The organism is Seongchinamella unica, from assembly GCF_004354085.1.
Taxonomy (GTDB): domain Bacteria; phylum Pseudomonadota; class Gammaproteobacteria; order Pseudomonadales; family Halieaceae; genus Halioglobus; species Halioglobus unicus.
Genome location: NZ_SMSE01000002.1, coordinates 1,030,353 through 1,045,667, shown reverse-complemented (window position 1 = coordinate 1,045,667; position 15,315 = coordinate 1,030,353). Strand labels below are relative to the sequence as shown.

Genomic DNA, 15,315 nt, shown 5'->3' with positions numbered 1-15,315 from the left:
CACTAGTCGAGTTTGCCCAGGATGGCCCCGCCGGTGGGAATACCCACCCCCGAGGTGACCAGCGCGTGATCAACCTGTTTGCCCGGCTGGTTGACCGATTGGCCGCGGACCAGGCGGGTGGCCTCCACCAGGCCGTTAACACCATGGATGTAGGCCTCGCTCAACTGGCCCCCGTGGGTGTTGGTGGGCAGGCGGCCATCCGGGCGGAGGTTGCCGTCCAGGACAAAGTCTCCCGCCTCACCGAATTTGCAGAAGTCCCAGGCCTCGAGCTGCAGTAGCACATTGGGCGTGAATGCATCATAGATAACCGCGGCATCGATGTCGCTTGGGCGCAGACCGCTCATTTCGTAGCAGTCACCCGCGGCGATGCGGTGTTCGCTGACGTCGGAGATTTCGTCGCGGTAAAAGGAGGTCATCTGTTCCTGGCCCTGGGCAGAGGCCTGGGCCACGCCCTTGACGGTCACCACGGGTTGCTTCAGGTCCCGGGCCCTTTGCGGGGTGGTGACAATGATGGCCGAGCCGCCATCGCTCTCCTGGCAGCAATCGAACAGCTGCAGTGGATCGGCGATCATGCGCGCATTGAAGTAGGTGTCACGATCCAGCGGCTGGCCGTGGAAAAAGGCGTTGGGATTGCTGACCGCGTACTCCCGGGTGCAGCGGGCCACCTCAAACATTGCCTCCTTGGTGACACCGGTTCGGTGCATCCAGCGTTGGGTGATCATGGCTGTCCAGGAGGCGGGGGTCAGCAGTCCATAGGGTGTATACCAGCCCCAGTGGATGGCGTCCGCTGTCAGCAGTTCGCCCGATACTCCCTGGGAGTAGCGGTGTCCGGAGCGACCGTTGAGGGCGCGGAACACCGCGACACACTCGGCCATGCCGGTGGCCACTGCCATTACCGCCTGGTGCAGCGAACCGGTGGCGGCGCCGCCGCCATAGTGCGAACGTCCCCAGAACGTGAGATCGCCGCAGCCCAGGGCGCGGGCCACCTCGATCTCGTCGTTGGTGTCCAGGGTGAACGTGGCAAAGCCGTCTATTTCTCGGGGATGAATGCCGGCGTCGTCGCAGGCGCCCTTGATGGCCTGCACGGCCAGGCTGAGTTCGGAAACGCCGGAGTCCTTGGAAAACGCTGTGTTGGCCACGCCGACAATGGCGGCCTTGTCTCTGATATTGGCTACCACGGTCTAGGCCTCCTGCGGCAATGCGATAGTGACGGTGCCCTGCATGTGCATGCCCCAGATGTTGTTCTCACCGACAACCGCAATGCTGACCTGGCCGCTGCTGTCATCCTTGTCAGTGACTTCGCCGCTGATCGTCATCACCATGCCTGGCAGGTTGGGCGCCCCCAGTTTCAGGTCCAGTTTCCTGATCACAGCCTCCGGGCCACTCCAGTCGGTGACAAAGCGGCTCATCAGGCCCTGGCTGGTCAGGATGTTCATGAACACGTCCGGCAGCCCGGTTGCCTGGGCCGCAGACTTGTCATGATGTACGGGCTCATAGTCCCGGGTCGCCATTGCCCCGCCCACGATCAGGCCGGTGGTAATGTCGATCGCCAGTTCCGGGAGTTTGTCGCCGACGTGGACATCGGCGTAATTCAGTGTGGTGTACTCACTCATTGCCTGGCTCTCCTTATGCCGGATAGAACTGCGGCAGCGTGGTTTTTTCATCGACCTGTTCGATCCTGCCCTTGAGCTTCATGCCGATGAACACGTCGTCATAGTCGCAGCCGACGATGTTGGCAACGAGGTTGGTGCCTTCCGCCAGTTTGATCACGGCGCACACTGGATCCTTCGGGTAGCCGGGGATCGCCGGGTGACGCAGGCAGGTGTACGAGATCACCTCGCCCTCCATGCCTGATTCGATGGAGTCCCATTCCAGGGACTGGCATTCCCCGCACATCGGGCGTGGCGGGTGGCGCAATACCTGGCAACGTTTGCAGCGCTGGATCAACAGCTTGCCCTCGTCCACGGCCTGCCACCACCAGCCATTGTCATGGCCCCGGGGGGAGGGAATGCGGGTGGGGACTTCCAGCTTGTCGTCGCCGGTCGCTGCTGTCGGCTGTTCCTGGGGGATGAACTTGAGCACCCGGAACCGCTGGGTGCCGACCTTCTCGCCGTTCTGGTCACTGAAGGTCGCCAGGGTTTCGAAGAAGTACCCGATACCACGGGCAGTGGCCTTGCGCTCGGAAATACTGTCTATCTCCATTTCCAGGTAGAGAGTGTCGCCCGGGCTCACCTCCTTGAAATATTCCTGGGTCACGTTGGTCCCGAGAACGCCGGTGAACCCGTACTCGTTAAATAACTCGACCATGTCGGTTTGCGGATCAGAGGCGCGGCCGCGGGTGACGGTAAAGCCCTCCTGATTCCAGGCATACATCATGGCTGGCGGTGCGATGGTCTTGCCGCGCCTGCTGTTCGCTGCCCAGGTCTCGTCGGTATAGGCGGGATTGGTGTCGCCCATCGCTTCGGCCCAGTGGCGAATCATGGCCGGGTTGACCGCGTCCTTGGCTGCTGTTCGCTCACAGACCTTTACACCGACGTAGGCGTAGATTCTGTCTTCGAACGCTTTTTGTTCTTCTGGTGTCATTGCTAAACCTCAGTGTGGTTCCTGTTGCCGGTACTGCGAATGATCAGCGGTGCTGGGGCATGCCAAGGCCGTGAGTCGCCACCAGCCCGCGCAGCACTTCCACCACCCCGCCGCCAAAGGTATTGATCGTGGCCCGGCGGTATTCATGCTCCAGGTTGCCATGGAGTACCGCGCCCTCGCTGCCACCGGCGATCAGGGAATGCGGCCCGACCACGTCCATCAGCAGGCGGCAGATTTCCAGCATGATCTCGGTGGAGTAGACCTTGATGGCGGAGGGAAAGACCGGGTCCATGGTCTGCTGGTCCAGTTGCCACGACATGCGCGCGTTCATGACCCGCATCGCTTCCAGGTGGGAATAGACCTCGGCGAGGTTGCGCTGGGCCGTGGGGTCATCAATTACCCGCTCACCGTTTGCACCCCGGGTATTCCTGGCCCAACTCATCACATCCCGGAACAGCTTCCAGCCCTGTATTCCCCAGGCCGCGAGTCCTACCCGTTCGTGGTTGAGCTGTTCGGTAATCAGCCGCCAGCCGGCGTTTTCCTCGCCGATAATCATGTCCAGGGGAACCTTGACGTTTTCGTAGTAGGTGACGTTGGTGTGCACACCGCCCATGGTGTGGATGTCACCCCGGGAGAAACCGGGATCGCTGGTGTCCGCAACCAGGATCGAAATGCCCTTGTGCTTGGGGGCATCCGGGTCGGTGCGCGCGGCCAGGAAAATGTAGTCGGCACCCTCGGCGCCACTGGTGAAGACCTTGCTGCCGTTAACGAGATAATGGTCACCGTTCCTGACTGCAGATGTGGTGAGTGCCGCCAGGTCCGTTCCCGCAGAGGGTTCGCTGTAGCCGATGGAAAAGTGGAGCTCACCGGCGGCGATTCCGGGCAGGAATCGCTTCTTCTGTTCCTCCGTACCACGGCTCATGATTGCCGGGCCAACCGTATTCAGGGTCACGAAGGGGGTGGGTGCTTCCGCCAGCAGGGCTTCCTCGTAGCGGATGAGTTGTTCCGACTGGGTCAGCCCGCGACCGCCGTATTCCTCGGGCCAGCCGACGGCCAGCATGTTGTCCTTGCCCTGCTGGCGAATGAGTTCCTTATACAGATCGCCGCTTTCGGCGTTGCGCAGTTCCTCGCGGTACTCCGGTTTGATCAGGTCGGAGAAATAGGCGCGAAATTCCCGCCTTAATTCTTTCTGGGCGTCGGTGTATTCAACGTGCATGGCAGTTTCCTCGTGTCGAGACTGCATAATATTATTGAAATTGAATTCAAATTCAACTATTTTATTGTCATGGCCAGATCGACAGCGACAAAGACCAGCGCAATGAAGCCCCTCAGTGCCAAGGGTGAGAAAGCGCGTGCCCGGCTCAAGGACGCGGCACTGACCGTGCTGGAGCGGGATGGCTACCACAGGATGCGCATCGCGGATGTGACCCGCGAGGCGGGGATGGCCCAGGGGCTGTTCTATCACTATTTCAACGACCTGAAGTCGTTGACCGTCGAGGTGTTGACCGAGTTTTCCCGGGCAAACCAGGACCCCGCGGAAATCGAGAAAGACGTCCAGCCCGGGGACTGGTACAGCCGGATATACGCCCACAACCTGGTGATCGTGCGCAGTTATGCCAGGCGACCAGGCATCATGCGCTGCCTGTTGCAGCTGGCAGATGAGGATCCCGAGTTCGGGGCCATGCTGCGGGAAAACTACCGCAGCCAGCTGATGTGGCTGGTGGACCTGATGCCGGTCCTGTTCCGGGACGTGCACTTCAAGCGTCATCAGGCACTGATGGTGGTGTATTCCCTGGCCGGAATCGGTGAGGGCCTGATACGGGAATATTTCATTAACCGCAGCGAGCCGTTACTCGCTGCAAAGCTGACGGTGGAGCAGTTCGCAGAACTGATGTCCACCATGTTTTATCGCGCCCTGTTTCTCGAACATCCCGAGGAGAAGCAGCTTCATTACACACGCAACCTCGCAGCCATGGCAAGGTGACCGGCGAGGCGTTGACAGAGGCATAACGTCATGGACTTCAAATTTAGCGACGACCAGAACGCGATTCGTGAGCTGGCTTACCAGATATTCACTGACCGGGCGACCGACGAGTTTATGCTGACATTCTCCCGGGGAGACCATGCCTACGACGAGCAGCTCTGGACAACGTTGGCTGAGCAGGGATTGCTGGGTATCGCGGTTCCCGAAACGGCAGGCGGTAGTGGCCTGGGATTTACCGAACTGTGCCTGGTGCTGGAAGAGCAGGGCAGGCGCGTTGCGCCGGTACCGCTGTTTTCCAGCCTGGTACTCGGCGGCCTGCCGCTGGCTGAATTCGGCACGGCAGATCAACAGCAGCTTTTGGCCAGCATGTCCGCCGGCGAGGTGAAGCTCAGTGCAGCGGTGGCCGACCTGGGAATGAACAGCGCGGTAAGGACGACGGTCACTGCCAGCGCTGGCGATCAAGGCTGGGTGCTCGATGGGGTCAAGGCCGCGGTGCCCGACGGCGCCGTGGCCGACTACATCCTGGTACCGGCAGAACTGGACGGACAGACCAGCGTATTCATTGTGCCCACGGCTGCCGACGGCGTATCGCTGACGCCGGTGGAGATTGGTATTTCGGGTCAGCGGGCCGCCCACCTGTCACTGGTCGGGGTGAAGCTCGATAAGGATGCGCTGCTGGGGCAGGCCGGCCAGGGAGAGCACATTCTCGACTGGCTGGAGCAGCGGGCCAACGTCGCGCAGTGCGCCCAGCAGGTGGGGGTAACGGAAGAAGCCATGAAGCGCACCGCGGCCTATGTCAGTGAGCGCAAGCAGTTTGGCGTGCCGCTGGGCAGCTTCCAGGCCCTGGCCATGCGCATGGCCGACAGCTACATCGACGTGGAAGCGATTCGCACGACCTACTGGCTGGCCCTGTGGCGACTCAGCAATGGCAGGGACGCCCGTGCGGAAGTGCGGGCGGCAAAGTGGTGGGCCTGCGACGCCGCGCACCGGGTGGTTTGCACGGCCCAGCACCTGCACGGGGGAATGGGCGCGGACGTGGAATACCCGATACACCGCTTCTACCTGCTGGCCAAACAGCTCAGCTACACCCTCGGCAACGGCAGCCAGCAGTTGGAAAAACTGGGGCAGTTGCTGGCGGCGGATGATTCGCTGGGCTTTCGTGCCCTGGAAGTCTAGCTCTCGAGCCGCCGCCCCTAATAGGGCTTGTCGCCGTCGATGGTGATGCGCTCCATGCGGCGGTGTGCCGGGAAATAGTCGTTAACCGGCTTGTGCTGGGTACAGCGGTTGTCCCAGATAGCGAGGCTTCCCGGGCGCCACCGGAAACGGCAGGTGAATTCATCGGTGGTGACGTGGCGGAACAGGAATGCCAGTAGGGCGTCGCTCTCCTCCCGTCGCAGTCCCTCGATGTGGGTGGTAAACAGGGAGTTGACAAAAATGGCCTTTTTGCCCGTTTCCGGGTGGGTACGGATCACCGGGTGCCGCACCGGTGGATTGGCCGCCACCGCGTCTGCCAGTCGCTCCTTGCCGCCGGGTTCGGCGAGGCTCTCCTTGAACCCCCAGGAAAAGTCATGCACCGCGGTTAACTCCTCGAGAAACCGTTGCATATGGAAAGACAGGGCGTCGTAGGCGACGGTCATACTTGACCACAGGGTGTCGCCACCGCGGTCCGGGACAATATCCGACTTCAGCATGGTTGCCATGGGCGGGTGTGGCCGGAATGTCATGTCCGTGTGCCAGGCTTCGATCTTGGTCGGCTTTTCGGCGGTGCTTTCCAGGATGGTAATCTCCGGGAAACCGACCACGGTCTCGTATGCCGGGTGTGTCTGCACCGGGCCGAAAGACAGGGCCAGCGCTTTCATATTGGCCGGGTTGATCGCCTGGTCCCGGAAAAAAATCACCTGGTATTCGTTGAGTAGCTTGCGGATGCGCAGGAAGTCGCTTTCGCCCAGCGCCTGGCCCAGGTCCAGTCCGTAGATTTCAGCGCCCAGGGCGCCCGCCATTGGTTTGATATCGAGCATAGTGTCCCTACTCCTGATAGAGCGGCTATTCTAGCACCGGGCTCACCCCTGGGAACTACTCGGGGGCTTGATCCACGGGCAGGGTGGCCCGAACAATCAAACCGCGGGCTGAATTTTCTGCCCTCAGTTCGCCACCATGGCGGCGTATGGCGCGCCTGGCGATGGCGAGACCCAGCCCGAAGCCGCCATCCTTGCGACTGCGGGCGCTGTCCAGGCGATAAAATTCGTCGAAGATGCGCTCCAGTGCGTCCTCGTCCACCCCGGGACCCTCGTCCTCCACGCTGACGCGGTAACACCCATCCCGGAGTTCCAGTGTCACCCTCACGGTTGTGCCCTCGGCGGTGTGATGCAGGGCATTGCGAATAATATTCTCAAAACTCTTGTGCAGCAGGTCGCCGCTGCTGGCGATGACAGCAACGCCGGTTTCGCTGCTGAAGGCCACCGCTTTGTCGACCACCGCACCCTCGAAACTGGCATCGCTGCAGAGCTGTTCCAGCAGGGCCACAAGATCGATGTGCGTATCCAGTTTCAGCGTGTCGTCTTCGGTGGACAGTAACTGGCTGATCAGCTCTTCAAGCCGCAGGGTTTCCTGTTCCATGCGGTCGAGATAGTCCGGGCGCTTGTCCGGCGCTTCCTCGGCGAGGGCCAGGGCAACGCGCATCCGCGCCAGCGGGGAGCGGAGTTCGTGGGAAACATCGCTTAACAGTTGTTGCTGTGACTGCATGCGCCGCTGCAGCTGTTCCGCCATGGTGTTGAAATCCCTGGCAAGTTCATCGGTTTCGTCCCCGCCGCGTTCGCGTACCTGAATGCGGGTCTGCAGCTCTCCCCGGGCAAGTTGGCGGGATGCCCTGCGCAGTTCTCGCAGGCGGTTGGTCAGCAGTCGGGACAGGGCATAGCAAACCAGGCCACTGACGAGGGCCGCGATGAGCAGGCGCAGCCAGTGATTGGCGACGATGGCACCGAGCACCCGATGCCGGGGCTTGGGGAAGAGCATTACCATGCGCGTAACGCCGCTCTCTTCCAGAAAGACCTTGTGCGCCACCATGGGGCCGTCGGGGCTGCGGGAAAAGGCGCGACGTTTGCGTCCCTGCAGCTCGCGCGCCAGGTCGTGAACCGCTGGCGGGACATCGGCCCCGGCCAGGTCGCTGCCCTGCCTGTCAAGCAACCAGACCCGGACATTGTGCTCGTCACGGGCTTCCTTGATGAGCGCGGGTAACTGGGCGCGCGGGATATTCTGCAACTCGTAGATCAGCTTGAGCACGAATCGCTCGGGCGGGCCATGGGAGGGCCGGTGCTGTTCTGCCGGGGGCAGTGAGTCAATATACCGGCTGATCAATAACCAGCTGCCGAGTATGGCCACAGACACCAGCCAGAAGCCCAGGAAGGTTTTGACAAACAGGCTGCCGCGCACCTCAGGCGGTCCTGTCTGCGACAAACTGGTAGCCGCGGCCTCGCACGCTGAGAATGATGTCATCGCCGCCGGCAGCGGCCAGTTTGCGGCGAACCTTGCTGATGTGGACGTCGATGCTACGGTCGTAGGCGGAGAGTGGCCGGTCCAGGGCCTTGCGGCTGAGGATGTCCTTGTCCACGACCTTTCCGGCGTGCTGCATGAGCACCTGCAGGATGTTGAACTCGGCGCTGGTGAGGCCAAGCTCCTGTCCCCGGTGGCTGGCGGTGCGGCTGGCGCTGTTCAGTCGGGTGGCGCCGACCTCAAGCTCCACCGCAGCGGCCCCGGAGCCGCTGCTTTGCACGCGGCGTAATATCGCCCGCAATCTTGCCGCCAGCTCGCGGGGGTTGCAGGGCTTGGGCAGGTAGTCATCGGCGCCAAGCTCCAGGCCGACAATGCGATCAGTATCCTCGCCTCTGGCGGTGAGCATCAGTACCGGGGTTTTATCAAATTGTCGCAGGGTGCGCAGGACATCGAGGCCCATGGTTCCCGGCAGCATGATATCCAGCACCAGTACATCGTAACGCGTATTTTTCAGGTGCTGGATCGCCTCGCTGCCGTCATGAATGGCGGCAACGGCGAAACCCTGTAACTGGAGGTACTCACCGAGCAGGGCGCACAGTTCCAGGTCGTCATCAATGATCAATACGCGTTCTTGCATGATCCCAGTGTGTAGAAGCCCCTGCCATTTGTCACCCGCTGTTAACAATTCTTAACCCGGTTGGTAAAGAGCTTTACCGGCGTCTTGACTAGAGTGTTTTCCAGGGCGCCGCGATCGGCGCCGTCGAAACCAAAGGAGTCATTGAATGAATCAGACATTGTCAAAATTGATACCCGGTACCGTGCTCATGGGCGTATTGCTGTTGTCAGTGAGCGCGTGGTCCATGGGGCAGTCCCATGAACGCGACATGGACCGTATGTTGTCGCATATGACGGAGGCGCTGAACCTGAGTGAGGGCCAGCAGGCCGGTATTGAAACCCTGCTGAACGAGGTCCGCGAGGAGGGCGGCGCCGAGAGGGAACGGATGAACGAGATCCGCGGGCAGCTCAAAGCCATGCGTACGGACTTCAATGCTGGCGAGGCGCAGCAACTGGCCGACGAGCTCGGCGTTATCACTTCCCGCATGGCCTATCGCATGGCCAGCGCCCAGGCGCAGGTTTATCAGCAGCTGGAGCCGGCGCAGCAGGAGCATTTTGAAGTGCTGGCGGAGCGCCGCGAGCAGCGCTCCGAAAAGCGACGGGAAAAACATCCGCGCTAGCGTGATCCGCTAACCCTGCACTGGACGGCAGCGATGCCGTCCTTTTTTATCGGCCGTTTATCGCTACCCGGGCAGGTCAAAGTGATTCAACCTGCAGTCCCAGTGCCTCGACAAGTTCACCACTGGTTTCCAGTTGGGCACTGTTACTGACCACCGCAGTGCTCGCAAGCTCGGGCCGCAGATAGGTTTCAGCAACCCGGCGCAGGTCGGCCAGCGAAACATCCAGGACGCGCTGGCGGAACTCCTCTCGCTGGGCGTGAGTGCGTCCGAACAGGCGGTTGTGAAAGTGTTGTTTGGCCTCACCGGCCGGCGAACTCGGTTTGTCCAGGCTGCCAATCACGCCGAGGATGCTTTCTTCCAGTGCCCGGGGCTCATGTTGTTCCTCTAACAACCAGCTGACCGCCGCGTCAAAATCTGCCAGGGTTTCCGCCAGGCGGGGATCGCGGTAGGAGTAGAAGCGGAAGGCGGCGACGCCGGAATCCTGGGAGGCGCCGCCGCCATAGGCGCCGCCCTGCTCGCGAATGGCCCGGTGCAGGAAACCATTGCGCAGGAAGCCGCCCAGTACGGTAAGCGCTGCCGCATCGGGGTGTCGTACCGGCACCGAGGGGTAGGCCCGGGCGCAGAAATTGACCTGGGTATTGGCAGTCCAGAATTCGTTGCGCCGCTCCCGCACCGCTTCCAGGGAGAACCGGTGACCACCGCTGGCGGGATCGTGGCCCCAGATATGGCTGGCGGTATCGACAATCCCGGGCAGTGCCTCCGACTCGGCGATGGCCAGCAGCTGCCTGGGCATGGTGCAAACCTGCTCGTGCACCGTCGCCAGTCGCTCGGCGAACTGCCGCGCCGCGCCCTTGTCGGCCAGGCTCGAGTCCAACTGGCGCAGGCTGCGCAGCCCGGCCAGGCCCGATACCTGATGATTGAGGCGCGCCAGTGGGCTCATGCCGGCACAGGCAGCCGCCATGGCCAGTCCGTGACCGTTGCCGGTGACAGACTGTTCCCGCCGGGCCCGCTGCTGGCTGACCAGCTCGCGCATGCGGTCTATTTCGTCAAAGCGCACCCCCAGCAGGGTGTCCACCATCAGCCGGGTCTGCTCGGTTGAGTTTCGTTGCAGTGCCTTGGAGGACAGGACGAAATTGGCGGTGACCTCCTGTTCGTTTTCGGCATTGCCGCGCATGGAGGTAAACGCGTTGATAGACCCCACCTCGGCGGACTGGCGGTGCTGCGTGTCCAGGTAACTGTCCTCGTTTACCCCGAGCTCGGTCATAAAACTGGTGTACAGGGGCAGCAGCGCCTGTTGGTCTGCGTCCAGTTGGGGAAGGGGGGCTATCATCTGCTGGTAGACCAGCCCGTTGGTACCCTGTTTATAGGTGGTCAGGTGCAGGGGCCCGTCGTCATATTCCTCGTAGGTCAGTTCCGGCACCGTCGCCGGCACGTCACTCAATTCGACCTTGGGCAGCACGCTTTCGTCGTCCACCTGCTGTTGCCGCGCGATGAGGTCGGTGGCCAGTTTGATGGTGGCTGCTTTTTCGGCCTCGTTCATGCTGGCCTTGATGTCCGCGAGGCGCCGGGTTTCCCGGGCGAGCTTTTGTGCCGACAGTTCGCGATCCGGCGTCATCGTCAGGGTGACCCGATGCGGGTTGTCCAGCAGCAGTTCCCTGGCCAGGCGCTTGATGTAGTCCGGATCCTCTATCCTCTCGCGCAGGGAATCGATCACCGGGTCGAGATTGAGTACGGCTATCGGGTCACTGTAGTGGGTGGCGCAGCCCAGCGCCTGCAGTATCAGGTGAAGTCCATAGGGATATCCGTCACCGCTGACTTCGCGCTGGTGCAGTTCCAGTTGGTGCAGCACTGCATGCAGTCGCTCCTGGCTGATGCCGTTTTCTGCCACGTCGGCAATCACTGCCAGCACCCTGGCTTCGAGCTCGTCCGCGTGCTCCGCCTCGCTGCCTTCCAGGCCACAGACGAACACCAGTTCGCGCATGGAGTCTTCCAGGCCACACAGGGGAGAGGGGGCCTGTCCCAGGTCAGTGGTTTCCAGCAAATGCTGCAGGGGCGATGCGCTGTTCTCCAACAGCACGCTGGACAGCAGCTGCGCTTCGAGCATCTGTTCCAGGTTGCTGCTCTCGCCAAGCATCCAGCCCATGACCAGGTGGGTTCTGTTGGCCAGATCACCGGATTCATCAAAGGCGTATGTTTCCTGTACCCGCAGAGGCGCGCCCAGGCGGGTTTCCGGCGGGACCTGGATACGCAGGTCCTGGCGCTGGAAGCGATGCAGCGCCCGTTGCTCAAACACGGCCTGGTGCTCAGCGGCACTGATGTCGCCAAAGGTCATGAAAATGGCATTGCTGGGATGGTAGTGGCTGCGGTAGAAGGCAACGAGTTCATCATAGCTGAGATCCGGGATGTGCTCCGGGTCACCGCCGCTGTTGTAATGGTAGGTGGTGGTGGGAAACAGGTGCTCGCACATTTTTCCCCACAACACACTGGGGATGGAACTCATGGCGCCCTTCATCTCATTGAACACCACACCCTTGAAAACCAGGTCGCTGTCGGGGTTGCCGGGCTCCCGGAATTCCACCCGGTGGCCCTCCTGGGCGAAGTCCAGTGGGTCCAGCCGCGAGAAGAACACGGCGTCCAGGTACACTTCGAGCAGGTTGTTGAAGTCCTTGCGGTTCTGGCTGGCAAAGGGGTAGGCGGTCCAGTCGGAACTGGTGAAGGCATTCATGAACGTGTTCAGCGAGCGCCGCAACATCATGAAGAACGGGTCGCGCACCGGGAAGCGCTCGGAGCCGCACAGTGCGGTGTGTTCCAGTATGTGCGCGACACCGGTGGAGTCCTCGGGCACGGTCCGCAGGGCGACCAGAAACACATTTTCATTATTTTGCGCCGCCAGGTGATAGTGCACCGCGCCGGTCTCCCGGTGCCGGAACTCCTGTACGTCCAGGTTCAGGGACTCGATGCGCTCGTGGCGCACGGCTTCAAAGGCACTGTGCGCCTCGGGTAGGGGCATTCTCATGCAGATAATCCAGGAAAATTGAAAGGGCGTATTCTAACGCGAAAGCGCAGTCTTTTGTCGGCTCATTCGCCCGGCTGGATCTCGATGTGATAAAGCCAGGGCCAGCGTTTGCCGGTCACCCAGATACTGCCGTCCGCGGGATCCCGGGCTATGCCGTTGAGCACGTTTGTGTCGGCGCGGCGGTCACTGGTGGGCAGCAAACCCTGCAGGTCGAGGCTGGCCTCGACGTCGCCCGAGTCAGGATTAATGATCACGATCCGGTCTGATTGCCAGATATTGGCCCAGACCCGGCCCTCTATCCATTCCAGCTCGTTCAGCTTGTACACTGGCTTGCCGTCCTCGGTGACACTCAGCGAGCGGCTGATAGTGCGCTCCGTCGGGGACATGAAATGCAGCCGGTCGCTGCCGTCGCTGTAAATAAGCTGCTTGCCATCGTTGGTCAGGCCCCAGCCCTGGCCGCTGATTGGAAACCACTCCAGGGCGTCCAGGCTCTGCTGGTCGAAAACCAGCATCATTCTCGCCCGCCAGGTGAGCTGGTAAACCCGCTCGTTGAGTACGGTCAGGCCCTCCGCAAACAGCCTGTGGTGCAACTGCTTGCTGACTTCCAGTGTCATATCGTTAAAGCTGTAGCGCATCAGTCGCGACTGACCATAATTGCCCGAGCTGACATACAGTTTGCCATCCAGTATCTCCAGACCCTGGATGAAATTACGCCGCTCCTGCGGCTTTTTCCCGGTCACCCGGTATTCCAGAGTTTCCACGGCGTGTGCGCCGGTGCTCAGCGACGCTGAGGCGAGGAGAACGGCAAGCGTCATGCGCAAAACACTCATACCCGGTTACGCGCCAGGTCGCGGATAAGGAATCTTGCCGGGGAGAGGGCCCGGCTCAACTCGCTGGACAGTGGCGGTGGCTCCCTGCAGATCATGCTGGCCAGCAGCTCGGCGCACAGTGGAGCCGAGCTCAGCCCGCGGGAGCCGTGAGCCGTGTTGATGTACAGTCCCCGCATGTAATCCCCTCTGCTGTCGATCAGTTGTTTCGCATTCTTGCGCAGGGCCCCGTAGGTGTGCAAGAAATCGGTCCGCCGGGGCACCGGCCCGGCCACCGGCAGGTAATCGGGACTGGCGCAGCGAAACCCGACCCGACCCGCCATCGTCCCAGGGTCCAGTCGGGCCAGGTCATCAGCCCATTGGGGGAGGGCAGAAGCCAGTTTGTCGACGTTTTCCCGGTGCTCGGCAGCGCGTATTTGGACGCTGTTGTCGCGGAGTTTGAAACTGGCGCCAATGCAGTGAACACCCTCCCTGGCCGGGGAAATATAACCCTTGTGGCAAAATGCGGCCCGCAGGCGACGGCTGGCACCGGTTGCCGGCAAATAGCTGGTCTGGCCGCGTATGCTCTGCAGTGGCAGGTAGCGGGTGGCGTCGAATGCAGTGCTGCCGGTGCCAGTGCAAAGCACTGCAATCTGTGCACTGGCAATGGTGTTACCGGTCTCATCCACAGCCCGCCACCGGCCCTGATCTGCCGCTAATGCCAGCGGGCCGCAATGCTCCCTCAGTTCGATGAGAGGGGAGGCCAGCATGGCCCGGCACACGGCCGGTGGCCGCAGCCACCCCGAACCCGGGAACCAGTAGCCTCCCAGTGCCGGTTGTGCGCCGAGTTTTTCTTCCGCCATCCCGGCATCCAGCACCTGTGCCAGTTCCCCCAGTTCCTCGAGGGCATCGCTCATCAGTGCCAGTTCAGCCTGGTCGGCCTGCTGGTGGAAGCTGCCGCACAGCGCGCCATCTTCCCCGGCCTGGAGGGTGCCTGAGGCAAAATGGTGACGGTAAAGACGGGCGGCGTGGCTGAAACTCTGCAGCGCAAAGTCGGTCAGTGCTGAGTGCTTGCGCGACAGCCGGGTATAGAGGATGCCCTGTTCGTTGCCGGAGGCCTCGCCCGCCAGGCTGCCCCGGTCCAGCAGTTGCACCCTGACACCGCGCTCAGCCAGCGCCTTTGCCAGCAGGCAGCCGGCGAGACCGGCGCCAACAACCAGCGCGCTTTGTGGTTTGTCCGCCGGGTGATCGGGCAGGTCCCAGGGTGTTTCCCGGCAAGGCGCTCCGGCCGCCGGCCGGTCGATGTGGCCCGCCAGCGATTCGCGCTTGCGACCAAAGCCCGGGACCCTGGTCATTTGAAATCCCGCGGCGGCCAGGCCGCGGCGCACATCTCCTGCGGCGGTAAAGGTGGCGACTGTGGCGCCCGGTCGGGAAAGCGCCGCCATGCTGTGAAACAGCGCCGGTTGCCACATCGATTCATTGCGAGCCGGGGCAAACCCGTCCAGGTACCAGGCGTCGAACAGGGGACCCTGCCGGGCCAGGTCGGCGAAGGCCTCTCCGGCATCCTCCCACCACAGGTCCAGCACCACCTGCCCCTCGTCGAACAGCAATCGGTGTTGCCCCGGCAGTCGGCCGGGCCAGGCCTGCAACAGGGCCTGTGCCAGGGGCGTGAGCTCCGGCCAGGAGGCCAGCGCCCGGGACAGCTCTTCCCGGGTCATGGGGAACTTCTCTACCGCCACGTAGTGCAGGCGGGGCCGGGTCCCCGGCTCCCGGCGCCAGGCCTGCCAGCCGAGCAGGAAATTCAATCCCGTGCCGAATCCCGTTTCGGCAATGCGAAAGTCAGTGTCGCCGTGTGCCTGCCACCGCTCCGGCAGCCGGTTGCCGGCGAGGAATACATGTCGACTCTCGGCCATGCCGTCTTCGCGGCTGTAGTAGAGGTCGTCGAAGCTGCTGGAGTAGGGCTCTCCACTCTCCGTCCAGGTGAGTGCGGGAGCCGGGGTTGGTCCCCAGGGTCTGTTGTCGCGATTCATAGGGGTAGCGAAGGTTCGCGCCCGGCGGGCGGGATACTGGATGGCTTCAAGGGTGCTGTTCCGCAGGATTCAGAAGGGAAAAAGGATAGCAGAAACAAGGACCTGGAGGCCAATTTAAAGGTCGCGTGACGTATTACCTGAGCTGGTTGTTGACGTCTGCGGGCATTGCCCA

Annotated in this window: 13 protein-coding genes; 3 read left to right on the top strand and 10 right to left on the bottom strand. The window is 62.1% G+C overall.

Annotation, left to right across the window (positions count from 1 at the left end):
* Window positions 1–2: 2 nt before the first annotated feature.
* From E2F43_RS11875 to E2F43_RS11860, 4 genes are read right to left on the bottom strand one after another with little or no spacing between them, the layout of a single operon-like run.
* The gene (locus E2F43_RS11875) at window positions 3–1,178 is read right to left on the bottom strand and encodes a thiolase C-terminal domain-containing protein (RefSeq protein ID WP_133212859.1); all 1,176 of its coding nucleotides are present in this window, start codon (window positions 1,176–1,178) and stop codon (window positions 3–5) included.
* 3 nt (window positions 1,179–1,181) lie between these two features.
* Window positions 1,182–1,613 (bottom strand): MaoC/PaaZ C-terminal domain-containing protein, encoded by a 432-nt coding sequence (locus E2F43_RS11870; RefSeq protein WP_133212857.1) that lies wholly within the window; start codon window positions 1,611–1,613, stop codon window positions 1,182–1,184.
* A 13-nt stretch (window positions 1,614–1,626) separates the two neighbouring features.
* On the bottom strand, window positions 1,627–2,583 hold the full coding sequence (locus tag E2F43_RS11865) for a bifunctional MaoC family dehydratase N-terminal/OB-fold nucleic acid binding domain-containing protein (RefSeq protein ID WP_133212855.1): 957 nt from the start codon (window positions 2,581–2,583) through the stop codon (window positions 1,627–1,629).
* Window positions 2,584–2,626: 43 nt separating this feature from the next.
* Window positions 2,627–3,799 (bottom strand): acyl-CoA dehydrogenase family protein, encoded by a 1,173-nt coding sequence (locus tag E2F43_RS11860; RefSeq protein WP_133212853.1) that lies wholly within the window; start codon window positions 3,797–3,799, stop codon window positions 2,627–2,629.
* Between the two features lie 102 nt (window positions 3,800–3,901).
* Here E2F43_RS11860 and E2F43_RS11855 point away from each other — a divergent pair, with 102 nt between their 5' ends.
* Both E2F43_RS11855 and E2F43_RS11850 read left to right on the top strand, forming a co-directional pair.
* Window positions 3,902–4,567: a TetR/AcrR family transcriptional regulator gene (locus E2F43_RS11855; RefSeq protein WP_165954283.1), complete on the top strand. Its 666-nt coding sequence runs from the start codon at window positions 3,902–3,904 to the stop codon at window positions 4,565–4,567.
* Window positions 4,568–4,597: 30 nt separating this feature from the next.
* Complete coding sequence (locus tag E2F43_RS11850) at window positions 4,598–5,743, top strand: acyl-CoA dehydrogenase family protein (RefSeq protein WP_133212849.1); 1,146 nt, start codon at window positions 4,598–4,600, stop codon at window positions 5,741–5,743.
* Window positions 5,744–5,760: 17 nt separating this feature from the next.
* Here the strand turns inward: E2F43_RS11850 and tauD are convergent, their stop codons facing one another.
* From tauD to E2F43_RS11835, 3 genes are read right to left on the bottom strand one after another with little or no spacing between them, the layout of a single operon-like run.
* A complete protein-coding gene (gene tauD / locus E2F43_RS11845) occupies window positions 5,761–6,585 on the bottom strand; it encodes a taurine dioxygenase (RefSeq protein WP_133212847.1) in 825 nt (274 codons plus the stop codon).
* Window positions 6,586–6,640: 55 nt separating this feature from the next.
* Window positions 6,641–8,059, bottom strand: a complete 1,419-nt coding sequence (locus E2F43_RS11840; RefSeq protein WP_133212845.1) for an ATP-binding protein — start codon at window positions 8,057–8,059, stop codon at window positions 6,641–6,643.
* Window positions 7,998–8,693, bottom strand: a complete 696-nt coding sequence (locus tag E2F43_RS11835) for a response regulator transcription factor (RefSeq protein ID WP_133212843.1) — start codon at window positions 8,691–8,693, stop codon at window positions 7,998–8,000. Before E2F43_RS11835 ends, E2F43_RS11840 begins: the two co-directional genes overlap by 62 nt.
* A gap of 145 nt (window positions 8,694–8,838) precedes the next feature.
* Between E2F43_RS11835 and E2F43_RS11830 the strand changes: the two genes are divergently transcribed.
* Window positions 8,839–9,291, top strand: a complete 453-nt coding sequence (locus tag E2F43_RS11830; protein ID WP_133212841.1) for a Spy/CpxP family protein refolding chaperone — start codon at window positions 8,839–8,841, stop codon at window positions 9,289–9,291.
* Between the two features lie 76 nt (window positions 9,292–9,367).
* Here E2F43_RS11830 and E2F43_RS11825 read toward each other — a convergent pair whose 3' ends face one another.
* The 3 genes from E2F43_RS11825 to mnmC all read right to left on the bottom strand — a co-directional run bounded on the left by E2F43_RS11825 (window position 9,368) and on the right by mnmC (window position 15,143).
* Window positions 9,368–12,307, bottom strand: coding sequence for an insulinase family protein (locus E2F43_RS11825; protein WP_133212839.1), 2,940 nt, complete (start codon window positions 12,305–12,307; stop codon window positions 9,368–9,370).
* A 62-nt stretch (window positions 12,308–12,369) separates the two neighbouring features.
* On the bottom strand, window positions 12,370–13,137 hold the full coding sequence (locus tag E2F43_RS11820) for a glutaminyl-peptide cyclotransferase (protein WP_133212837.1): 768 nt from the start codon (window positions 13,135–13,137) through the stop codon (window positions 12,370–12,372).
* Complete coding sequence (mnmC, locus tag E2F43_RS11815) at window positions 13,134–15,143, bottom strand: bifunctional tRNA (5-methylaminomethyl-2-thiouridine)(34)-methyltransferase MnmC2/FAD-dependent 5-carboxymethylaminomethyl-2-thiouridine(34) oxidoreductase MnmC1 (protein WP_133212835.1); 2,010 nt, start codon at window positions 15,141–15,143, stop codon at window positions 13,134–13,136. The genes E2F43_RS11820 and mnmC overlap by 4 nt, the downstream gene beginning before the upstream one ends.
* Window positions 15,144–15,315 lie beyond the last annotated feature (172 nt).